The 20,786-nt window shown below is 58.9% G+C and carries 11 protein-coding genes and 1 tRNA gene; 5 read left to right on the forward strand and 7 right to left on the reverse strand.

The genetic code is table 11. The features are described from left to right. Positions 1-124: 124 nt before the first annotated feature. On the reverse strand, positions 125-1,531 hold the full coding sequence (locus OZY47_RS00270; RefSeq protein WP_277177969.1) for a G5 domain-containing protein: 1,407 nt from the start codon (positions 1,529-1,531) through the stop codon (positions 125-127). A gap of 426 nt (positions 1,532-1,957) precedes the next feature. Next, a tRNA-Thr gene (locus OZY47_RS00275) sits at positions 1,958-2,031 on the reverse strand. A gap of 875 nt (positions 2,032-2,906) precedes the next feature. On the opposite strand from OZY47_RS00275, the gene OZY47_RS00280 reads away from it, so the two are divergent. Then, positions 2,907-3,890, forward strand: coding sequence for a thioredoxin domain-containing protein (locus tag OZY47_RS00280; RefSeq protein WP_277177970.1), 984 nt, complete (start codon positions 2,907-2,909; stop codon positions 3,888-3,890). Positions 3,891-4,710: 820 nt separating this feature from the next. On the opposite strand, the gene OZY47_RS00285 is transcribed toward OZY47_RS00280, so the two are convergent. After that, a complete protein-coding gene (locus OZY47_RS00285) occupies positions 4,711-5,682 on the reverse strand; it encodes a thioredoxin domain-containing protein (protein WP_277177971.1) in 972 nt (323 codons plus the stop codon). 366 nt (positions 5,683-6,048) lie between these two features. Continuing rightward, a complete protein-coding gene (locus OZY47_RS00290) occupies positions 6,049-8,490 on the reverse strand; it encodes a serine/threonine-protein kinase (protein WP_277177972.1) in 2,442 nt (813 codons plus the stop codon). Between the two features lie 823 nt (positions 8,491-9,313). Here OZY47_RS00290 and OZY47_RS00295 point away from each other — a divergent pair. Then, the gene (locus OZY47_RS00295; RefSeq protein ID WP_277177973.1) at positions 9,314-12,979 is read left to right on the forward strand and encodes a BspA family leucine-rich repeat surface protein; all 3,666 of its coding nucleotides are present in this window, start codon (positions 9,314-9,316) and stop codon (positions 12,977-12,979) included. Positions 12,980-13,271: 292 nt separating this feature from the next. On the opposite strand, the gene OZY47_RS00300 is transcribed toward OZY47_RS00295, so the two are convergent. After that, a complete protein-coding gene (locus OZY47_RS00300) occupies positions 13,272-14,924 on the reverse strand; it encodes a dicarboxylate/amino acid:cation symporter (protein WP_277177974.1) in 1,653 nt (550 codons plus the stop codon). A gap of 120 nt (positions 14,925-15,044) precedes the next feature. Between OZY47_RS00300 and OZY47_RS00305 the strand changes: the two genes are divergently transcribed. From OZY47_RS00305 to OZY47_RS00315, 3 genes are all read left to right on the forward strand, one after another. Continuing rightward, positions 15,045-15,467 (forward strand): hypothetical protein, encoded by a 423-nt coding sequence (locus tag OZY47_RS00305; protein ID WP_277177975.1) that lies wholly within the window; start codon positions 15,045-15,047, stop codon positions 15,465-15,467. Between the two features lie 346 nt (positions 15,468-15,813). Further along, positions 15,814-16,884, forward strand: a complete 1,071-nt coding sequence (locus OZY47_RS00310; protein ID WP_277177976.1) for a 2,3-butanediol dehydrogenase — start codon at positions 15,814-15,816, stop codon at positions 16,882-16,884. Positions 16,885-17,398: 514 nt separating this feature from the next. Next, positions 17,399-18,847, forward strand: coding sequence for an amidohydrolase (locus OZY47_RS00315; RefSeq protein WP_277177977.1), 1,449 nt, complete (start codon positions 17,399-17,401; stop codon positions 18,845-18,847). Positions 18,848-19,024: 177 nt separating this feature from the next. On the opposite strand, the gene OZY47_RS00320 is transcribed toward OZY47_RS00315, so the two are convergent. Then, complete coding sequence (locus OZY47_RS00320) at positions 19,025-19,336, reverse strand: hypothetical protein (protein WP_277177978.1); 312 nt, start codon at positions 19,334-19,336, stop codon at positions 19,025-19,027. Between the two features lie 340 nt (positions 19,337-19,676). Next, positions 19,677-20,024 carry a hypothetical protein gene (locus OZY47_RS00325; RefSeq protein ID WP_277177979.1) on the reverse strand — a complete coding sequence of 116 codons (348 nt, stop codon included), beginning with the start codon at positions 20,022-20,024 and terminating at the stop codon, positions 19,677-19,679. Positions 20,025-20,786: the final 762 nt, after the last annotated feature.

Genomic DNA, 20,786 nt, shown 5'->3' on the forward strand with positions numbered 1-20,786 from the left:
ATCGGTCACTTTTGTAACCGTGCAAATTGAAGACAACGAAAAACCGGAGACGGGGATTCGCGATTCTTGGTCAAAAATCCAATGATTACGAGCCCGTCTCCGGTTTTAACCGAATACCGACGACTTAGTACCAGTTGTGCTGCAGCCAGAACACCTTGGCGTTCGAGGGGCTGCCATAACGGCCAGCGATGTAGGCGAGGCCGGCATCCACTTGCACACCGGCATCATTGCGCCAATCGCCACCACTGGTGTAATAGAGCATCTGCGGGATCCCGTATGCGGTTGAGGAAGGATTGGCTGCGTCCCAGCGCCAGCCAGACTCGTGATTCCAAATCCAGACCAAAGCGTCATAATCCGCACCGGTCCAACCGTATTGGGCCGCCGCACCGGCTGCGTAAGCCTGAGCAGCGCCAGGCGAGGCGTGGTAAAGACCGCTGCCTGACGGTGCCGGCGGAGGCGTTGGTGCGGGTGCGGGAGCAGGTGTGGGATCCGGGGTAGGTGCAGGAGTAGAGCTTCCGCCGCCCGAGCTCGGAGCGCTCGACGAGCCGCCGCCCGTGCTGCTGGAGCCAGCGCTGCTACCAGCGTCCGCGTCGGCCTTGCCGGTATCGGCGTCCGACTTGTTCTTGTCCTTATCGTTCGAGCCGTTGTTGGACCCATTAGCGCCGCCCGCGCTGGCCGCCGCCGGCCCGGTGGCCACCACCTGGTCAAGCGCCGCCTGTGTGACGGTCTCCGACTTGAGCGTCTCGCTCTCGGCCACTCCATCGACGTAGGTCACGTCATAGACCTGCTGCTTGTTGCCGTTCTGCCCCTGCTGCTCCACCACGGTCTGCCCGGGCTGGAGTTTGGGGTCCACTACGTTGCGTGTTCCGAAGGGAATGGCGACGTTGCGCGTCTCCTCCCCATGGGTCACGCGCTGCACGCGCAGCACGGTCTGCCCGTTGTCATCCTCGACGCTGACGCGGTCCTCCTTGCCGAGCGTGATGCTCTTGGAGTCCAGGATCGAGGCGGCCGTAAGCTTGCCGTTGGGCGCCACCGACGACTTGCCGTCGGCGATCACGGTGACGGGGCCGGCCTTGTTGATCACGAGCCCGCCGGTGAGCTGGTTGTAGACGTTGGTGATGCTGACGGTGACCTTCGTGGCGTTCTTGTCGTTCTCCTTGAAATACCCGAGCAGTTGGTCCGCGCTCGTCGCCACCGTCCAGAAGGGCACCTGCCGCCCCTCGATGTTGATAGTGGTCTGGTAGGCGCTGCGCACGGTCACCACGTCGTGGTTGGTGAGGTTCTGCGTGCCGCCTGTCGATTGCACGAAGTCGTGGGTCTTGGTTTTGACGCCCTGCTCCTGCAGCAGCCTTGGCACGCTGTTGGCGTAAGTCGTGACGGTTTTCGTCTCGCCGTTGACCGTCAGCGCCACGCTTTTGCGCGCGGTCACCGCGAACGTCCCGACGCTGGCCAGCGCCACGGCGGCGGCGGTCACCATCACGCGAATGCGTCGCAACGTGATGAAGTGTTGCGGTGTCCATCGACGAGCCATCGTGCATCCCCCAATTCAGCGATTAACGTCCGAGCAATCGCGAGCTCAGTGCTATGTTCCTAGTTCCGCAGTCTAACCGATTTTCGATAGAAATGTATTGCCGCCGCGAATTCATTGAAAAACATTCAGATTTGATGAATTATTTGGCTATCGGGCGAACCATTTCGAAGGTTTTCGGGGAGGCTTGAGAACTGGCGCGCGTCGATAATTCAGCGTAAGAAATCGGTAATCCAGCACAAGAAAGGGAAAGGGGCGGGATTGAAGGGGATCGTCCCGCCCCTGAAGGGCGAAGCAATTTGGGGGAGTTTCGCCCTGTCGGTGGGGCCTTGCGTTGGAAGGCGCCACTACTTACCCGAGCAAGAGTTGCATTGGTTTCCAGACGATCCATCGCGCCTGTGCGACCACCGTAGCCCCTTCGCGTCGGTGAGCCTCCTGTCGGGATCGAACCGACGACCTGCCGCTTACAAGGCGGCCGCTCTGGCCATCTGAGCTAAGGAGGCATCGGCCGTTCAGGCGGGCCGGCAGCCCACGAAACGACCAAACATTAGCTCATTTTAGCATTACCGGGAGATTGCCTCGCGGTCGGTTCGTGTGGTTCGTTGGCTGTGGTGTGAGCTGGGCTGTAGGCAGTGTTTGAGAGGGTGCGTCGGGGGTTGCGCCGCGTTCGTGCGCTGCGTTAGGCCGTTCGGGGGATACTGGTGAAATGGCGATAGGGCTTCAGCCGGATGGCCCACGAGTTTCTTCGCGCAACGGGTGCGCGTTGGCTGCGGCGTAATAGGTCGCTATGCGTGCGCGCCGCCGGCAAAACATCGGACGTTTACGAAAATTGGTCATATCATCGGATTTGTCTATTTGAAAATCGTCGCGAACTGCAGATAGCGAGCTCTGTAATTGTCATACAATGAGAGTTTTTAATAATTGTATATAATATTCACTAGTGGCATACAGGCATCGGATCAAGCTAGCGTAACAATGAATTGAAACCGCGCCCCGGGCGAGCCGCGTAATTGTAAATAAAGCCCATTGCTTGTGGAATTCCGACCGCAGCCAAGCGGAGCAAGTGAAATTACGGGGATATCTTTCGTGATGTGTGTAATTATGTATACAAGCACAAAAATTCTGTCAGTTTTGTTGCGTTTTACGCAAAGTCGCTTCAACGGACGTTATACACGGCGACAAAATGGCCTTATTTTGGTATAGTAAATATGGACACAGGGTAGCTATCAGTTCATGTCATACGACAGATTCTATAGTTATGTTGTATATTGAAGGTTTAAGATGTGATACGTAGAAGGGTCGAGCAAGTTCCTTTCTACGTATTGCTTTGTGTAGGCGGTCCCTGCTGCGGGGAGATGCTGAGCCTGAAAGGGGAGAGATGGCACGGCATGACAAACGGTACCTGCCGAACGAAGCGCAACCTGACGCGTTTGGCTATGACGCCGGTTATTTGTTGCTGCAGGCGCACAAGGAACAAGAGGAAAAGGAGCGCAGGCAGCGCCACATCGTTGGTTTTGTGGCGATTGTCCTCGTGGTCGTCCTCGTCGCCGTGATTGGCATGGTCAGCTACAAGTCGATCCGCAAGCGCAGCCTTGCCCAAAGCGTCACCGTCGACCAGGCCTACCAGAGCCTCCAACAGGTGAAGGTGAAGCCGAAATACTCCGACGACAAGGGCGGCATCATGTTCTCCCACCTGGGTTACGGCAAGGCCGAGCCCAACGCGCCCACCCTCGAGATCTACACCGACCCGATGTGCCCGGGCTGCGCCGTGCTGCACCAGCAGATGGACGAGACGTTCCGCTCGATGCTCGACGCCGGCCAGGTCAACATGTCGGTGCATCCCGTCACCTTCCTCGACGCCAGCTCCACCGACGAATATTCCACGCGAGCCTCGGGCGCCGTCGCCTACATTTCCAGCCACGACCCCAACCCGGACCACCTGCTCGACTTCCTCACCAACATCCATTCCGAGGACTTCCAACCGCTCGAGAACCAGGACTACCAGCCCGTGAGCAACGACAAGCTCCAGCAGCAGGCTGTGAACGCGGGGGTGCCGCAGGACATCGCGAGCAAGGCGTTCGGCGGGGAATACAAGCCCTGGCTGCAGGCGGTGGCGCAATACACGCTGCGCCGCAACGAGCTGAAGAACACGACCGGCGAGTTCAAGGGCAAGACCACCACGCCGCTCGTGCTCATCAACGGCGCGATGATGGACATCTCCGCCATCTCCGATCAAGGGTTCACCTACAAGCAGGCCATTCTGCAGGCGATTGGGCTCACCAACGACGAGGTGGGTGTGGTCGGCGTCCAGCCTGAGATTGGCTCCAACGGCCAGCCCAAGTACCCGAAGCAGACTGCGTAGGTTGCGTTTGTGACGCCAATCGTAGGGTTTGCGTCGCATCTGCAATGTGTGGGTCGGCGTGTGTTGCGTTTGTGACGCCAACTGTGCGTTTTGCGTCGCATCTGCCATGTGGGTGCGTGCCGGGTTGCGTTTGTGACGCAGGTTCTGTGTTTTGCGTCGCGTTTGCAGCGTGGGTCCGCGTCAGGTTGCGTTTGTGACGATAACTGTACGTTTTGCGTCGCATTTGCAATTTGGATTCACGCCAGGTTGCGTTTGTGACGCTAATCCTGGGTTTCGCGTCGCAAACGTAACGATTGAAGGTAGTGGTGCTGCGTTCGTGACGATTGTCGCAGGGTTGGTGCCATTTTTGAGTTCGTGGTCCATTCTCGCTTGTGCGCCTATTGCATTTGTGACGGTGACTGAGCGTTTTGCGTCGCAAATGCAATGGTTGGAGGCCTGGATGTTGCGTTTGTGACGGTAATGGTGTGTTTTGCGTCGCGTTTGCAACATGTGGGGATGCGCGTGTTGCGTTTGTGACGCTAATCGTGGGTTTTGGGTCACAAATGCAATGGGGCCTATTGCTGACTGGTGCCTAAGCGATAGGAAACGTGCAGGGGCTGGGGCAGCTGAGACGAGAAACGGGATTGGCGAGGCTTCGGTATGGCCCCGGCAATCCCGTTTATGTATTTGCCAGACAGCCCCGAAATCCCGAAGACAATCGGCCGCTAGTTCATGGAGCGTATAGCCTGTGGACTTAGGGAGTCCGGCAAACCCGCGAACTCAGCGAATCCGCAGGCCTGCTGCTTAGCTGCTTAGCTGCCCAGCCTCGAAATCCCCGCAATCAGTCGAGCGAGTTCGGCTGGCCCTTCGCGCCGATGGACGGCATCTTGCCATCCTGCCCCACCTGCGCCTCGGAGAGCCCGAGCTCCTTGAGCAACGCCGCCTTCTGCGTCATCCCCAGGTCGTTGAGCTTGGCCATGTCCATCACCCTGCCGTTGACCGTGACCACCGGCGAGCTGAAGCTGCCCTTGTTCTGCCCGGACGGCGTCGCCAGCTCGGTGCGCTTGATCGTGTAGTTGTTGGCGGCAGTGATCCACTTGTCGTAGGTCTTGCTGAACGCCTTGTTGGCGATGGACTGCGGCACGCCGGCCTTGAGCGCCTGCGCCTTGATCTGCTCGTTGCTGGTCGGCTGGTATTCCGCGCCTTCCTTGGGCTGGTAGCCCTGCTCGTAGATGTTGGCGACGAAGCCCATCACCTGCGAGGTATCGGAATCGTGGCTGGCGACGTAGGTGATCGCGTTCGAGGCGCGCGTGGAGTACTGGTCGGTGGAGTCCTGATCGAGGAAGTTGAGGAAGTGGTAGACCAGGTTGATCTGCCCGGCGTTCACCATCTTCGAGAGGTCGCTGTCGATCTGGCGGTGCAGCGAGCCGCAGCCGGGGCACAGCGGATCCATGTAGATCTCGACGGTCGGCGCGCCGTCGACCTTCTTGTTCATGCCGTCTTTGGAGATGAGAAACCCGGCCTGGTCGGTGACGTTGTTGGGCCGCGGCTTGGTGCTTTGCAGCGTGGAGTAGAGGGAGGTGGAGCTCACCTTGCGCTCCGCGTTGCTTTTGGAGATCTGATGGAAGGTGACCGCGCCGATGATGGCGATGAGCGCCACGATGATGATGACGACGATGACGCCGATCGTGGTCTGCTGCTGGCGCTCGCGTGCCAGTTGCTCCTCGCGCGCCTTTTGCGCGGCGGCCTCGGCGGCGCGGCGGTTGGCCCGCGTCTGGCGTTTGCGGCTCTGTTTGGTGTTGGGCTGTGCCATGCTATCCCTTTTCCATCATGTTGAAAGACGTTTGCAAATATTCATGCACTGTTCGCCATGATAGCGTGTGCGAGAGAATTTGTGATTGTCCCTTTCGCGTCATAATGCGGTTTTGCTCACATCGTTTATGGGTTGCCGAATTCCTGCTTGCTGGCGGCGTTGCCATTGCGATTATTCGGGATCAGGATGGTCGCATGGGCGCGTTTGTCGTATGCCGGAGCGCCTTTGTTTTTGCGCTGTCAAACGAATTTGCCGTTAGATAAGTCGGATAATAAGTCGGATAAAGGGTTGCGTGGCTTTTGGCTTGATTATCTGTTTGCGGTTTGTGTGGCCTTCGCAGTTTACGCGGTTCATGAACTCGTGCGCTCACATCTGCGGGGTGGGCAGCGGGGTGAAGTCGATCTGGCGGCCTTGCGCCAGCAGGGCGATCGCGGCGGCGATGACCACGGCCCAAATGATGAGCATGACCCAGCGGCGCGCTTTCCATTTCAGGTGCGGTTTCGAGGTCCCTTTGCCATCGCCCAGCGCTTCGTCCGATTCATCCAGTTCGGCATCGTCGGCCTCGCCCAGTTGCGCCGGGCCCGGATTTTGCGCGTCAATCGCCGTCGCACCGTCGTCGGTCGCGCCTCGTTTCGCGCCCCACAGCGTCCCCATGCCGATTTGTATGATGGTCGGCCGGGCCGCGAAAACTGTGAGAATCCAAGCGAAAAGCGCGAAGGCCGACTCCATCACCCCGCTCCACGTGGGCCCGAGCGCGGCGGGCATCGCGATCATGAAGTTCCAGTTGCCGATGGTCCAAAGGGTGTCGACGGTCGGCAGCCCCGACACCACGTCGACGATGATGGGCACCATCCATGCGATCGCTATTATCATCAGTGCCCTGGGAACGGTGAAAATCAGCGCCTTGAGCACATGCCACGGCAGGCCGATCACGCGCAGGGCCGTGTCGCGCTTCTTGCGCACACCGCCGCGCTTCTGCTCGCGCCGCAGTTGGGCCAGCTCGCTATAGCCGATGGAAAGCAGAATCCAGACCAGCGCGACCATCGCGATCGTGGTGATGGTGGGTTGCGGCGCGGCGAGCAGGGTGAAGGGCACGGCGAGCAGCCACAGGGGCAGCGTGGAGCGTGAGATGATCGCCCGCCAGCGCACGTCCGCCGGATTCGGCGCGATGGGGTAGGCCGTGGCCATCGACGGCAGTTGCAGCGCCGACGGTGCCACCGCCGGGCTAGGGTCGGTGCCAGGTGCGGGCATGGGTTGTGGCTGTTGCCGTTGCTGGTACTGCCAGTAGGCCTCGCCCTCGTTCGTGCCCCGCAGCGCCGGTCTGCCCGCCTGCACCACGTTGTGGCCGAGCGCCGGGAATGCCTGTGTCAGTGTCTCCGGCGGCTGTATCGCCATCGTTTGCTCGCTTGGAGCGTCGGGGTTGCCGGTGTCCGCCGCGTTGGCCGTCATCGTGCGCGTGGCGAGCGGCCGCGTGGCCTGCGGTCGTACGGCATCGCGGCTCCCGTTGTTGGCGAGTACCTCGGTGGCGGAAGTGTCGCCTGAGTCCGCCTTCGTCTGGAGGATCTGCGTCATCGCCTCTTGGCCGGACTTGTCATCGCGCCACAACGTGCGCGGGTTCGAAGAGCTGGTCGATTCCTCCGAGTCCGATGCTTGATTGTTCCGCGCCGGAGGTGGGGGAGCGGAAGCCGCCATGCCGCCCGATCTAAAAGGGTGCATCGCCCCCTGGCCATTGCTGTTGTCTCCAGCGGTGCCGTTTTCGTTTCCGTCGGCGCCATTATTCCCGGCGTCCCCAGATGTCCCGGAAGCCCCGCCAAACGCGCCCATATCCATATCGTCGTCGAAGTCCTCGTCCCCCTGTGAGAACGGGTTCAGCGAATCCAGCGTGATCGCCTCCAGCAGCGCCTCGGGTGTGCAGCGCCGCGCCGGGTCGGGGTTGAGCGCCGCCCGGAACGCCTCAAGCGTGCGCGCCGGCAGCCCCGCGAGATCCGCGCTCCCGCTCGCCTCGCGCTCGAGCACGGCCATCATGGGCTTGGAGCCGAACACAGGCCGTCCGGTGGCCGCGAACGCGAGCACGCTGGCCAGCGACCACCAGTCCGTGGCCTCGCTGCTCTCCGCTCCGTCGATGATCTCGGGGGCGATGAACCCGGGCGTGCCCATCACCAGCCCGGTGCGCGTCACATGGCTTTCGCCCGCGCTCATGGCGATGCCGAAGTCCACCAAAACGGGCCCGGCGGCCGAGACCATGATGTTGGTCGGCTTGATGTCGCGGTGAATCACCCCCTGGGCGTGCACCGCCCGCACCGCCTCGATGAGCTTTCGCGCGAGCCGTTCGAGGTCCTCGCCCTCGTAGCGCCCGTTCGCCGCCACGTCGTCGCGCAGGTTGCGCCCCTCGATGAGCTCGGTGACGATGAAGGCCAGCGAGTCGTCGAGCTCCATATCCACGATCTCGCAGACCCCGGGGTGCTTCACACGGCGCAGGGCCATGGCTTCGCGGCGCAGGCGCTCGCGCGCGGTGACGTGTGGGTTGTGGCTGTGATGGTGGTGCGAGGGCTCGCCGTCAGGTTCAAGAACTTCGGTCGCGTTTTGTGCGTCGGCTGCGGCGTCTGTTCCGGCGTCCTCGCCGTCTCCGTCAGCCTCCTCCCCCTCGTCCTTGAGCGAGTCGCGCAGGATCTTCATGGCGTAGACCTGCCCGCCGTCGTCCTTCACGCGCCAGACCGACCCCATGGCTCCGCCTCCGAGCCGCGATATCAGCGTGTATCCGCCGACAATCTGCCCAGGTTCCAAGTCCAACGCGTTCAAATCGCTCATGTTCCCCATACTACCGAGGTCGCCGCATCTGATGGAGATTGTCGCGTCGGATTGAGTTGGAGTGGATGATGTTGGGCCTGCCGGCGTCGGCTTCGCGGTGGTTTAATAGGGTCGAGGTTGCGGTATCGCGGTTGAATATACATATGACTTAAATGTATTTAAAAGAAGTTGTGAATTATCGATAAAACGTAAAGCGTGTTGTTTTTATTTGATTTTGTATATTATTTCAAAGCTTTGAATCGTTGGTATGAAGGGTGTTTATATAAGTTCTTCGTGTATTTTTTATTGCATGATTGTTTGTGGAATTTGTTGACTTTCGTACGATTTTTAGGTTGATTTAGGTGTTTTTATTCTCCTGTAATGCTATTCTGGTGGGCAGTTACTGTCAGTTTGTATGGCTTATGCATCAAATGGGGGTCGAGTTTAGCATGTCTGGGAGTGGTAAGGCTCTGAAAGTGGCCGCGGTGTTGGTCGCCGCGCTGTCACTAGGTCTTGCGATGCCCGCCGCGAGCGCTGGTGAGGGTACCGGAGCCGCGGGGGGGGGTGGACTCAAAGCTTATTAGATTCCGATAACGATTCGTCTGGTTTACCAACCGGCGACGCGCCCGTAGGCGCGCCGCCTTCGGCGGTAACACCAAAATCTCAAAATTTTTCGGCGCCGCAAGCGGCGCCTAACCTCTTACCTCGTTCCCAGCCCGCCGTCGGTCCGCAAGACGCCACGTGCGAACATGAAGGCGAACACAGCTGGGGCTCCACCAATCCCTTGCAATGGAGCGAACATGTCGACGGCGACGATTGCGTCCTTGAGTTCAAAAGCGGCCGTGTGCCCAACCATACAGGAACCGACGCTGACCCCGGTCTGCCTTGGACCAACGACTCGGTTACCAAAATCAAGGTGGATAGCGGTGTCGTCATCGGCACCACAGGCGGACGCTACCTCTTCAGCAACTTGCCCGATCTGAAGTCGGCGGACGTTTCCGGTCTCGATGCTTCCGCCGCGCGTGATATGTACGGTGTGTTCTGGAACAACCCCAACCTCACGTCCATCACCGGGCTCGAGAACTGGAACACGAGCAGCGTCACCAGCATGAACAGCATGTTCGACACCTGCACCAGCCTCACCAGTGTCGACCTCAGCAACTGGGATACTAGTAGGGTCACCGACATGGGCAGCATGTTCGGCAACGACGGGGCACTCACCACCACCGGCATACCAGGCCTTTCCATCCCGCTGGACGCCGACCAGACCAGCATGTTCGATGGAAGCCCGAACGTTGTGCACTGCACCCATCCCGGCACGCACAACTGGAGCACCCTTACTTGGAAAGAGACACTTACCGGCACCCTGGGAAACACCGAATGTGTGCTTGAGCTGGTCAGCGGCCAAGTGCCTGACCATGCCGGAACTGACGCCGATCCGGGACTCCCATGGACTGGCGACAACATCACCAAAGTGAATGTTGACAGTGGCGTGACGTTAGGACAGACTGGAGGGCGTTACCTTTTCAGCAACCTGCCCGACCTCAAATCTGCAGACGTTAGTGGTTTAGGTACTTCCGTCGCGCGTGATATGTACGGTGTGTTCTGGAACAACCCCAACCTCACGTCCATCACCGGGCTCGAGAACTGGAACACGAGCAGTGTCACCGACATGACCAGCATGTTCGAGGACTGTCCGAAACTCCAGAAGCTCGACCTGTCCAACTGGGACACGGGCAGCGTCACCGACATGCTCGAAATGTTCTGTAACGATGCCGAGCTCACCACTACCGGCATACCCGGCCTCACCATCCCCTCGGAAGCAGATCAAACCAGCATGTTTGATGGATGTGACAAGCTCGTCCGCTGTGAACATCCTGGCGAATACAACTGGAGCACGCTCACTTGGAAAGAAACAATGGGAGGTACTCTCGAAAATCCACAGTGTATCCTTGAGCTGGTCAGCGGCCAAGTGCCTGACCACAACGGAACCGACGCCGATCCGGGACTGCCCTGGACTGGTGACCACATCACCAAAGCAATCATTCATAACGGCGTGAGCTTAGGGGAGACTGGCGGTCGTTACCTGCTCAGTAACCTGCCTATCCTCACTACCGCAGACGTCAGTGGACTCGACACTAGTCAGGCCCACGATCTCTACGCGGCGTTCTGGAACGACCCTAACCTGAAGGCCATCATCGGACTGGATCACTGGGATACCGGCAACGTAGAGAACATGAACAGCCTGTTCGACACCTGTCCTAAACTCACTGGGGTCGATCTAAGTAGCTGGGATACCGGCAGCGTCACTGATATGGGTAGCATGTTCTGTAACGATGCCGAGCTCACCACCATCGGCGTGCCCGGCCTCACCATTCCCTCGGAAGCGGATCAAGCCCGTATGTTTGATGGATGCGTCAAACTCATTCGTTGCCAACATCCGGGCGAAAACACTTGGGGCACTACCGATAAACTTCACTGGAAGGAAACCTTTGGAGGTACCACCGAGAACCCTGAATGTGTCCTCGAATTGGAAAACGGCCAGGTGCCTGACCATACCGGGACTGATTCCCATCCTGGCCTTCCTTGGACTGGAGATAATGTCTCCAAGGTGATTGTCCGTAATGGAGTCAGTATTGCAAACACCGGTGGCCGATTTTTGTTCAGTAATATGCCCAGCCTTACTAGTGCTGATGTCACCAATCTCGACACTTCAACTGCTCATGATTTCTACGCCGCATTTTGGAATGATCCCCAACTCGAGTCCATTGACGGCCTCAGTAACTGGAACGTATCGAACGCCACAAACATGAGCGGTCTCTTCCAGAGTGACGCAAAACTGACTACGGTGGGAAACCTGTCGGGCTGGCGCACAGGCAATGTGACTACGATGGACGACATGTTCTCTGAAGATACTGCCTTGGTTGGTGATTCTGATACGGGAGCTGACCCCACTCCGAATGGTAAGATGCTGAACCTGTCAGGCTGGGACACGGGTAGAGTCACGGACATGCGCTACATGTTTTACGGTTGCTCGTCATTAGAGTCACTTGACATCTCAGGCTGGGACATGGGGTCGGTGCCGCAGCGTGGCCGCTACGATGGTGTGAATAAAACGCACACAGGTGAGTATTACATGAATTACGGGATGCTGCAAGACGCTTCTTCGCTATTGAAGTTACGTGTTGGAGAGCAGGTAAATTTGAGTCCGGGTGACGATACACTATGCTGGACGTCAGTTGGCTCGATTGTGTGCGACTCAGTTCCGTATAGTCACTATTCGTTGTGGCAGGATGGTGGTGCGTCCTCGTCGGACCCAGTGTTCGAGGACGTGTCAGGCATTTGGTCGGTGCGAGGTACCAAGAGTTCAAACGCGGGGTTGGGCGCTACGCCGACGATGACTGACCCCACCTGGCTCTATCTCGTCTCTACTACCTACGACGCCAACGGCGGCGACATCACCACCTGCGCCGACCCGGTGCCCAGCACGAAGATTTGCGAGACCGCAACCAAAGCCAATAGCCGCCTCAATGGCTGGAAAGATGGTGACGGTACCTCGAGGGCGTTCGGTTCGACGATTCCATGGAAGGTGCCCGGCAGCAAGCTCACTGCGCAGTGGCAGACGCTCGATCCGCCGGGTATCAACAAGGTCACGCCTCATTCGGATGGCACGTTAAGTGTGCATGGCAATTTGCCGGGTGGCACACTCGATGGGGATAAATTCACTACTTATCCATACGTGGCCGAGACCGGCGGTACGGCGGGAACTCCAGCTGTGAGTGACACAGTGACTCCCGCTACTGCCACCGCACCCAGCGACGCGCCTTGGAGCATCGACTACACCACGGCCACCAACCCGTATCCGTCTGATGACGTTGGCTCGGGTGTGTCTTACTGGTTCACCTCCACGCTTACGCAAAAGGACAACACTACCTCGGCTGAGTCCGACCCGCGTACCAAGCTCACCATCGACACGGTCGCGCCCGGTCTGGCCGACACGCGCACCGCGGAGCGCAGCACCTCTAGTGGCTTGGGCGTGAAGGCGACCGTCAGGGGCGTCGCCTGGACCAGCGGCGACCAGTCAGCCCAGACCAACCGGGCCGTGGAGGCCGACGATCGGATCGTGGTCACCTGGCCGGACGGCACGAGGAGCGGCGCCAAGGCCGACGGGTCGCCGCTCGACGCGGGCGACCCGGGCAGCATCGTCACCGGGTCGGACGGCTCGTTCGTGGTCGATGTGCCGGCCGGCACCGCTCTCAATGGCAGCAACGCAACCGTTGCCGTCTACGACAACGCTGATGGCCCCGGTACCAGCACAGCCCACCCGGCGGGCTACGAGAACAAGGCCAACCACAGCTCTGTCATCGTGCGTCTCACCCCGCCGACCGTCAACAAGCTGCCCATGACCGGCAACCAGTGGCAAGCCAGCAACCTCATCCTGCTCACTGCAATCGCCGCACTCTCCATCGCCACGAGCGTCTACGCCCAATACCGCCGAGCACGCCACTGACCACCTACTGGTGTGCGCTGCGGCATCCACCACGGCCGTAACGCACACCAGATCAATCACCGCCATGGCTTATCACGGAGAGAAACTCATCACGGCCCACCACTGAGAAGCTCACCACCAACTACAACTGAATAAACTCACCATCACCAATCACCACGCTGGGGTTTCGTCTTCCCGGTTTCCAACGGCGGGAGGTGAAATCATACCTTATATATGGTTCGTGAAACCAAACGTGCACGCCACTGGATTGGTGTGGCGTGCACGTTGTTGGCCGATGCTGGAATCGGGCTGGTCACTCCTTATTATTACTGGGCTTGCTGGATTTCAATCCGCACATGTCGTCGCCTTGGCCGTCGAGGGCGCTGGCGGGGGAGAAGTCGAGCAAGTTGCTTGACTGACTGAGGTTGAGCGTGACCGCGGGCTTGTCGGTTGCGCTAGTGTCTGTATCCGTGCCGACTCCGGCCGCAACGTTTGCGTTCGCGTCAGCATTGGCTTCAACTCCAACCGTAGCGTTCGCACTCGCGCTGTCGCCAGCTCCAGCTGTAACGCCCGTGCTGGCAGCGGCCGCGCCATCCTCAACCGTCCCACCATGCTGCTCCTTAATATCCAGCTCGTTCTCGTCGCTGTCGACGAACTCCTTGCGGCCGTGGTAGAGGTCCTGGTCCAGCTCGTGCTCGGTGGCGGCCACGATGACGGCGGTGTTGGCCGCGCCCGCCACGTTGAGCGCCGTGCGCCCCATGTCCACGATTTGCGAGATCGGCTGCGAGATGGCGATGAACGGGATCGGCAGGCCCATTGCGGCGAACAGCGAGGTGGCGGTGATGGTGGCCGTGCCGGGCACGCCGACGGTGCCGATGGAGACCAGCAGCGTCAGGCCCACGAGCATGAGGTATTGCAGGGGCGAGTAGTTGAGGCCCATCGCGTTGACGGCGAAGACGGCGAGCAGGGTGGGCCACACGCCGGCGCATCCGGGCATGCCCAGGTTGGCGCCGAGGCTCGAGACGAACGAGGCGATGTCGCCGGGCACGCCGCCGCGCCGCAGCTGCCGCACGGTCACCGGGATGGTGCCGATGCTGCTCTCAGAGGTGAACGCCACCACGCCTGCCGGCCAGAACATCTTGAAGAACGGCAGTGGGTTCGTGCGCGTCGTCACGCCCAGAATCACTGGCTGCACCACGAAGAGCTGAAGCGCGATGGCGATATAGGCCACCACGAGCACGAGCAGCAGCGGAAGAAGCGTGGCGAGGTTGCTGTTGCTCACGGCCGCCGCGATCAGCGCCAGCACGGCGTAAGGGGTGAAGCCGACCACGATCTGCGTGGCCTTGGAGAGCACCACGTTGCCCGCGTCCACGAAGGTCTTGAACGGCTTGACCGCTGCCGCGCCCTTGGCCGTGGAAGCCGCGCCGTTGTAGGCCAGCGCCACGAGGATGGCGAAGATGACCACCGGCACCACCTGGTTGGCGGCCCAGTTGCTCACGAGGTTCGAGGGGAAGAGGCCCACCAGCGTGCTCAGCGTGGACGGCACGTGCTTGGCCTGGTAGTTGGTCGGCAGCTTGAAGGTGAAGCCCTGGCCCACGCGGAACGCCAGCGCCAGGCCGAGCGTGAGCAGTGAGGCGGTGAGCGTGTTGAGCAGCAGGAAGATCACCGTTTTCACGCCGATGTTGCGCAGGCGCAGCGAGGTGCCGAGGTTGGTGATGCTCGAGATGACGCTGAAGAGCAGCAGCGGCACCACGATGGCGGAGATCGCGTTCGACCACACCATGCCGAAGGCGGCCACAAAGGTGGTGTGGCCCTTGAAGACGAGGCCCAGCACGATGCCGAGCGCCGTGGCGATGATGACGCGGGCGCTGAACCCGGCCTTTTTCTTGATGCTCAGGGCCGCGAGCCCCGCGAAAAGCAGCACGGTGACGCCGAGCGCCACCCATTCCCATTCGATTGCCGTCATGATCTGGTATTCCTTTCCGAGGCCGCTGGAGGCGGTGGGCTCGTGTGGTTTGTTTGATGGTTGATTGGTTTGTTGATTGGATGTTTTGGTGTCTTGGATGCGAGGGATGTCTGGGGCGTCTTGGACGTCTTGGATGTCGGAACCCACGGCCGATTTTCCGCAAACGGTGCGGATGGCTGGGTGCCGAGCGCGATAAAAGAAACTGCTGAATCAGCCGTTTTGATATGGGATTCCCTATTTCGGGACTATTTATTATCTATTAGTCGCAAAAATGAGGCGCAGATGCAATTCGCGATAGCAAAGTCGATGGTTTCAAATGCTCAACGCATAATGAATCAACCGATGAATGATCCGCGAATCCCGTATTCAAAAACGGCGTGCAAGCGCGCTCAGCGGCGACAACAGGACATCGCGGGCAGGCAGAGAAGACAACGCTGGCCGGAGATGGGCTCAGCGGCGTTGCCTGTGAATAGAATTTGCGATGTCATGGTTGTGATGGTAACGGTGGTCGCACGAAAACGCAAGTTTTCGGTCGCATCGTGATGAAGAAACGTAAGAAACTCCGATCAGGCGTGGTTCATTCGGCGCAATTCTGTTTCACTGCGCGCGACGACGCTCGTCTGTACGGCAAGGGGAAAACGATTGACGCGAAGGAATATCCTTTATTGTGATAACAATCACGTTACCGTGCTTGGCCGATGCATAGCATTGTCCCAAAGTTGAAAATGCTTGCAATATCAACGATTCTCACGTTTTTAGCAGGGCAAGAGCGAAAGATTCAATGCAATAATTAGACATGAATCTATACTTTGATGAGATAAACACAGCAAACAATTTTCTACAATACGTGAATAAGGGCACTGAAGCCCTAACACCACGAAAGGATTCAATGATGAAAGCTGTTCGCATTTATGGTCAGGAAGATGTTCGCGTAGAGGACGTCAGCATTAACGATCCGAAGCCGGATCAGGTACAGATCAAGGTGAAGGACTGCGGCATCTGCGGTTCCGACCTGCACGGATACACTTCGGGCTGGGGCCTGCCGACGCATCCGCACCCGCTGACCGGCAAGACCGTCCCGATCACGCTCGGCCATGAGTTCTCGGGTGAGGTCGTCAAGGTCGGCAGCGCCGTCACCGATCTCAAGGTTGGCGACCCCATCGCCGTCGAGCCGCTGCTCGCCTGTGGCAAGTGTGAGAACTGCCGCGCCGGCAACTACAACTTCTGCAACAACGTCGTCGCCGAGGACGGTGCCGGCAACTTCCTCGGCTTCTCCGAGGACGGCGGCATGGCCGAGTTCTGCAACGTCGATGACGTCTTCGCCCACAAGCTGCCTGAAGGCATGAGCTATGAGCTCGGCGCGCTGTGCGAGCCGGTCTCCGTGGTCTACGAAGCCATCAAGAAGTGCGGCCTGCGCGAAGGCAACACCGTCGCCATCATGGGCGCCGGCCCGATTGGCCTGATCTGCGCCATCTTGGCCCGCATCGCCGGTGCCAACAAGATCTACATCTCCGATCTGGCCGAGAACCGTCTCGCCAAGTGCCGCGAGCTCGGCTTCACCGACGTGCTCAACCCGAGCAAGCAGGACGTCGCCGCCGAGATCAAGAAGGAATGCCCCAACGGCGTCGACATCACCTTCGAGTGCGCCGGTGTGCAGCCCACCTTCAACACCGCGCTGAGCGTCACCAAGCGTACCGGCAAGCTGCAGATCGTCGCCCTGTTCGGCCGCCCGCTGACCATCAACATCACCGATGACGTGATCATGCAGGGCATCGACATCTACACCACGCTCTGCTATCAGAACAGCTTCGACACCGTCCTGGGCATCATCAACAACCACAAGGACCAGTTCGAGCCGGTCATCACCAAGAAGGTCAGCCTCGACGACGCCATCGAGGGCATCAAGGCCCTGGCCACCGACAAGGACCAGGTCAAGGTGATGATCTCCCCGGAGCTCTGAGCTTTCGCCTGAGCTTGAGTTTGCTGGCGGGCGCCTCGTGTCATGTCGTCGCGTCCGCTGAGGCGAATTCTCCCAACGCCTTTGGCGGCTGGTGCGTTCCGGTGGCCTTCGCCGGCCTCGCATCAGGCGCCAAAGGCGTTTTCGCATGCTTGCGGTGGCAGATGTGAAAGTGGTGGAGTGAAAGCAAGCGCTCTTCGGGATCCGGCACCCACTTAACTTCGCTCAAATCACGCCCCAATCGCCAGTACGCGCCGGAATCTCAACGTTTTATACTTTTCGCGGGATTTTTTAAGTGGGTGTCGCCGCGGTTAAGTGGGTGTTGCCCCTCCGCCGCCCGCTATTCGGACTTTCCAAGCGTGCGCAACGCCTGCGGCTTTATGGTGTGAAAACCGGATGGACGTTTCGATGAGTGCGCCCGAGCACATCGTTGTGTCCGTCTCATGCGTTTGGCGAGGTCGTTTGGCGAGATGCCGAAAGCCGCCAGCGCTTGATGAGATTCGAAAGGAAGTGTTTCATGGCAGTTGACAGCAACAAGCAGCGGATCATGGACATCGTCGACGAGAAGAAGGGCGAGTTCATCGAGGCGGCGGACCGCATTTGGGAGACGCCGGAGACGCGTTTCACCGTGCCGAAGTCGGTGGCGCAGCACTATAAGGTCCTCGAGGCCGAGGGATTCGACATTCAAAAGGGCGTGGCCGGCATGGATTACGCCTACATCGCCACCTACGGCTCGGGCAAGCCGGTCATCGGCATCACCGCCGAATACGACGCGCTCGACAACCTGAGCCAGGAGGCCGGCAACCCCGACCGCAAGCCGCTCGTCGTGGGCGCTCCCGGGCAGGGCTGTGGCCACAACATTCTGGGCACAGGCGCGCTGGGAGCCGCCGTCGCGCTCAAGACGCTGATGGAGGAGAAGCACCTCAAGGGCACGTTGAAGCTCTTTGGCTGCCCGGCCGAGGAGAGCGGCTACGGCAAGGCGTTCATGGCCCGCGATGGCGTCTTTGATGACGTGGACGCGGCCTTCACCTGGCACCCCTCCGACACCACGGCGGTCGCCGGCGGATCGGGCCTTGCGGTGATGCAGGCCAACTTCAGCTTCAAGGGTGTCGCGGCCCACGCCGCAGCCGCTCCCGAGCAGGGCCGTGACGCGCTCGACGCCGCCACCCTGATGACCGTGGGCGTGCAGTTCCTGCGCGAACACATCATCGACGCCGCGCGTATCCACTACGCCTATCTCGACGCCGGCGGCCAGTCCGCCAACGTCGTTCACCCCACGGCCACGCTCTACTTCTTCGTGCGTGCCCCGTTCCTCGACCAGGCCAAGGATATCTACGACCGCGTCGTCAAGATCGCCAAGGGCGCCGCCATGATGACCGACACCGAGCTTTCGATTGACTTCGATTCCGCGTGCGCCAACTACGTGCCGAACCACCCGTTGAGCGAGGACATGGATAAGAACCTTGACCTGGTCGGGCCGCTGGAGCTCACCGCCGACGAGCTGGAGTTCGAGCGCAAGATTCAGGCCAACAACCCCAAGGGTTACGAGGGTCCTCTCGCCGAGCGCCTGCAGGCCGCCGACCCGAGTATGAGCAAGGAGGAGGCGCAGAAGATCGCCGCTTCGAGCATGGCGCTGCGCAAGTTCCCGCTCATCTACACCACCGACACCAAGGGCCAGGCGTCTACCGACGTCGGCGACGTGAGCTGGTGCACCCCCACGGCGCAGTACTACGGCGGTTTCGAGCCGCTGGGCACGCCCGCGCATTCGTGGCAATGGGTGGCCAACGGCCAGTCCAGCGTGGCCCACAAGGGGCTCGTGCAGGCCGCCAAGACCATCGCGCTGACTGCATACGACGCCCTCACCGACGCCGATTTGCTGGGCGAGGCCAAGGTTGCATACAACGAGCAGTTCAAGGACAAGCCGTATAAGTCGGTGATTCCGCCGGAGACGCATCCGCACGGCTGAGCCGGAATCTGAGCACATCTGAATACCCTCGGATACGCGAAAGGCTGGCGGCCCGAACCCTAGACATTCCCCTTGAATATGTCGGGTTCAGGCCGCCAGCCTTTCGCTTGCCTTGGCCGCTACGTCAACCTGTTTGGAACGTTGACGTCAGCGCGCCTGGCTGTGCGTCGAGCTCGTTCAGCTCTTCGACTCGTCGCGACGTACGATCTCGCTGGCGATCTCCTGGATGCTGCAGAGCTTGAGGGCGTTGGCGCCGCGGATGCCGCTGGCCTCCTCCTCGCTGAGCACGTGGGTCTTCACCAGCGCGTCGACGGGGTTGATGCCGTAGCCGCGTGCGATGGCGATGATCTCGTCAGTGGCGAGGTCATCCATCTTGAACCGCTTGTAAAGCGTGGCGTAGGGGATGTCGCTACGCTTCGAGATCTTGTTGATCGAATCACTGTGGGTGATCTGCTTCAGCCACTCGATTGGGCTTTCGTTTGAATCCATATTCATGCTCCTGATTATCTGCGATAAACCTTAATAATTAAAATGCGTCTGTCGCAGAATATTGTGTAAAAATAATCCTTTTGATTGGTTTGCCTGACGAATTGTAATAATTGGGAAAACCAAATGCGCAAACGCACTGGAAAATATATTAATCAGGTAAAGCATAATTTTCAGCCCTGAGAGGTACGTTTTGGCCCGATAGACTATTTGTAATGCGTTTTGGAGAATTCATAGGCCCACTTTTCCTATCGAAATAGCGAAAAATACGAGAAATGTTTCTATTCGTTCCTGATAAGTATGGGAATTGTGAAGGTTTCCTGAAGGGGGTCAAAATGATGTCTTATTGCGTTTTCTGCATTGTTACATCATACTTTAAAAGCGTTTCCGTCGCATTACCTTTTGGTGGTTCGTCGAGAATTTGACGTCGTTGATAACCGCATGAAATAAGGCGGGCAATCGATGTTAGCGGCATAGTGGAGTGCAAAAATACCGTCGAATTGCGTCCCAAAAAGATATAAGGGTTGCCGTTTCGATTGGCGGTGATGTTCGCTGGGCGTATATTGGCGCTCGAAAAGTGTTCAGAAAGCGTACAGAGGGCGTTCGCGAGGCGTTCAGAAAGTGTGGCGAACCTCGCAAAACCCTTATGAAAAGCGGCCTGATCGTCCTCGCGCAACTCCGAACTATCCATTCCGATATTTCGTGACCCACAGACTTGCGCTATCTGTCCAATTCACTTATCGAACCGTGGATATGTAATGCGTTGTGAGTGTCGTCACACGTCGTGTTCGTGGCCGTAATGCTTAAAGGGGAGGCCTCCGCCGGACACAAAATCCAACGGAGGCCCGGCTGCGATTCAGACCCTACCGGTTCAGAACATTTGGCCTATGGTCAATATGCCCAATATGGCGAAACCGGCACCTGCAAGCCAGAGGGGCGCCATGGTCAAGACAAAACAAATACTGGCCGTCCTCTTGCTCAAATTGCCTGCCAGAATGCGAAGCAACCTGAACACCTCTGCTATTAGACAGGAAAATGGTCCTGTCGGCCCTCCTTGAGTGCTCACGGTTTACACTCCTTTCATTAGCCGTGGAATTGTTCTGCTCCAAACGGATCCGACTCCGAATGGAACGTTTATAAGCATATCGTAAGAGAGTTGATTTCGACAAAAATGTAAATACTGTCTAGACACGCTGCGAGATGAATGATCTGAGATAAATATTTCTGCTGTGCTATTCTATGAATAGTGGCTGAAGCTTTCCGACCGATTGCCAATTGAAGGTCGTGATGGTCGTCAAAGTTTTTAGGCAGTCGAGGCTGAGGTCACAGGCTAGCTTTTACTAGCTAAGGAATTGTTCGGAGCCGTCGCGAGGCGGCTCCTTTTTTCTGTCACGTTTTTCGTAGCACATCGGTGCCATAAGTGTATAGTTGGAATTGGCTCGACGGAGAGAGT

Origin of the sequence: Bifidobacterium sp. ESL0790 (assembly GCF_029395435.1) — a bacterium.
Taxonomy (GTDB): Bacteria; Actinomycetota; Actinomycetes; order Actinomycetales; family Bifidobacteriaceae; genus Bifidobacterium.

Coding starts and splice junctions, on each gene's coding strand:
- OZY47_RS00280 (WP_277177970.1), top strand. CDS start 2,907: ATGGCACGGCATGACAAACGGTACCTGCCGAACGAAGCGCAACCTGAC.
- OZY47_RS00310 (WP_277177976.1), top strand. CDS start 15,814: ATGATGAAAGCTGTTCGCATTTATGGTCAGGAAGATGTTCGCGTAGAG.
- OZY47_RS00325 (WP_277177979.1), bottom strand. CDS start 20,024: ATGGATAGTTCGGAGTTGCGCGAGGACGATCAGGCCGCTTTTCATAAG.
- OZY47_RS00315 (WP_277177977.1), top strand. CDS start 17,399: ATGGCAGTTGACAGCAACAAGCAGCGGATCATGGACATCGTCGACGAG.
- OZY47_RS00320 (WP_277177978.1), bottom strand. CDS start 19,336: ATGGATTCAAACGAAAGCCCAATCGAGTGGCTGAAGCAGATCACCCAC.
- OZY47_RS00290 (WP_277177972.1), bottom strand. CDS start 8,490: ATGAGCGATTTGAACGCGTTGGACTTGGAACCTGGGCAGATTGTCGGC.
- OZY47_RS00270 (WP_277177969.1), bottom strand. CDS start 1,531: ATGGCTCGTCGATGGACACCGCAACACTTCATCACGTTGCGACGCATT.
- OZY47_RS00300 (WP_277177974.1), bottom strand. CDS start 14,924: ATGACGGCAATCGAATGGGAATGGGTGGCGCTCGGCGTCACCGTGCTG.
- OZY47_RS00285 (WP_277177971.1), bottom strand. CDS start 5,682: ATGGCACAGCCCAACACCAAACAGAGCCGCAAACGCCAGACGCGGGCC.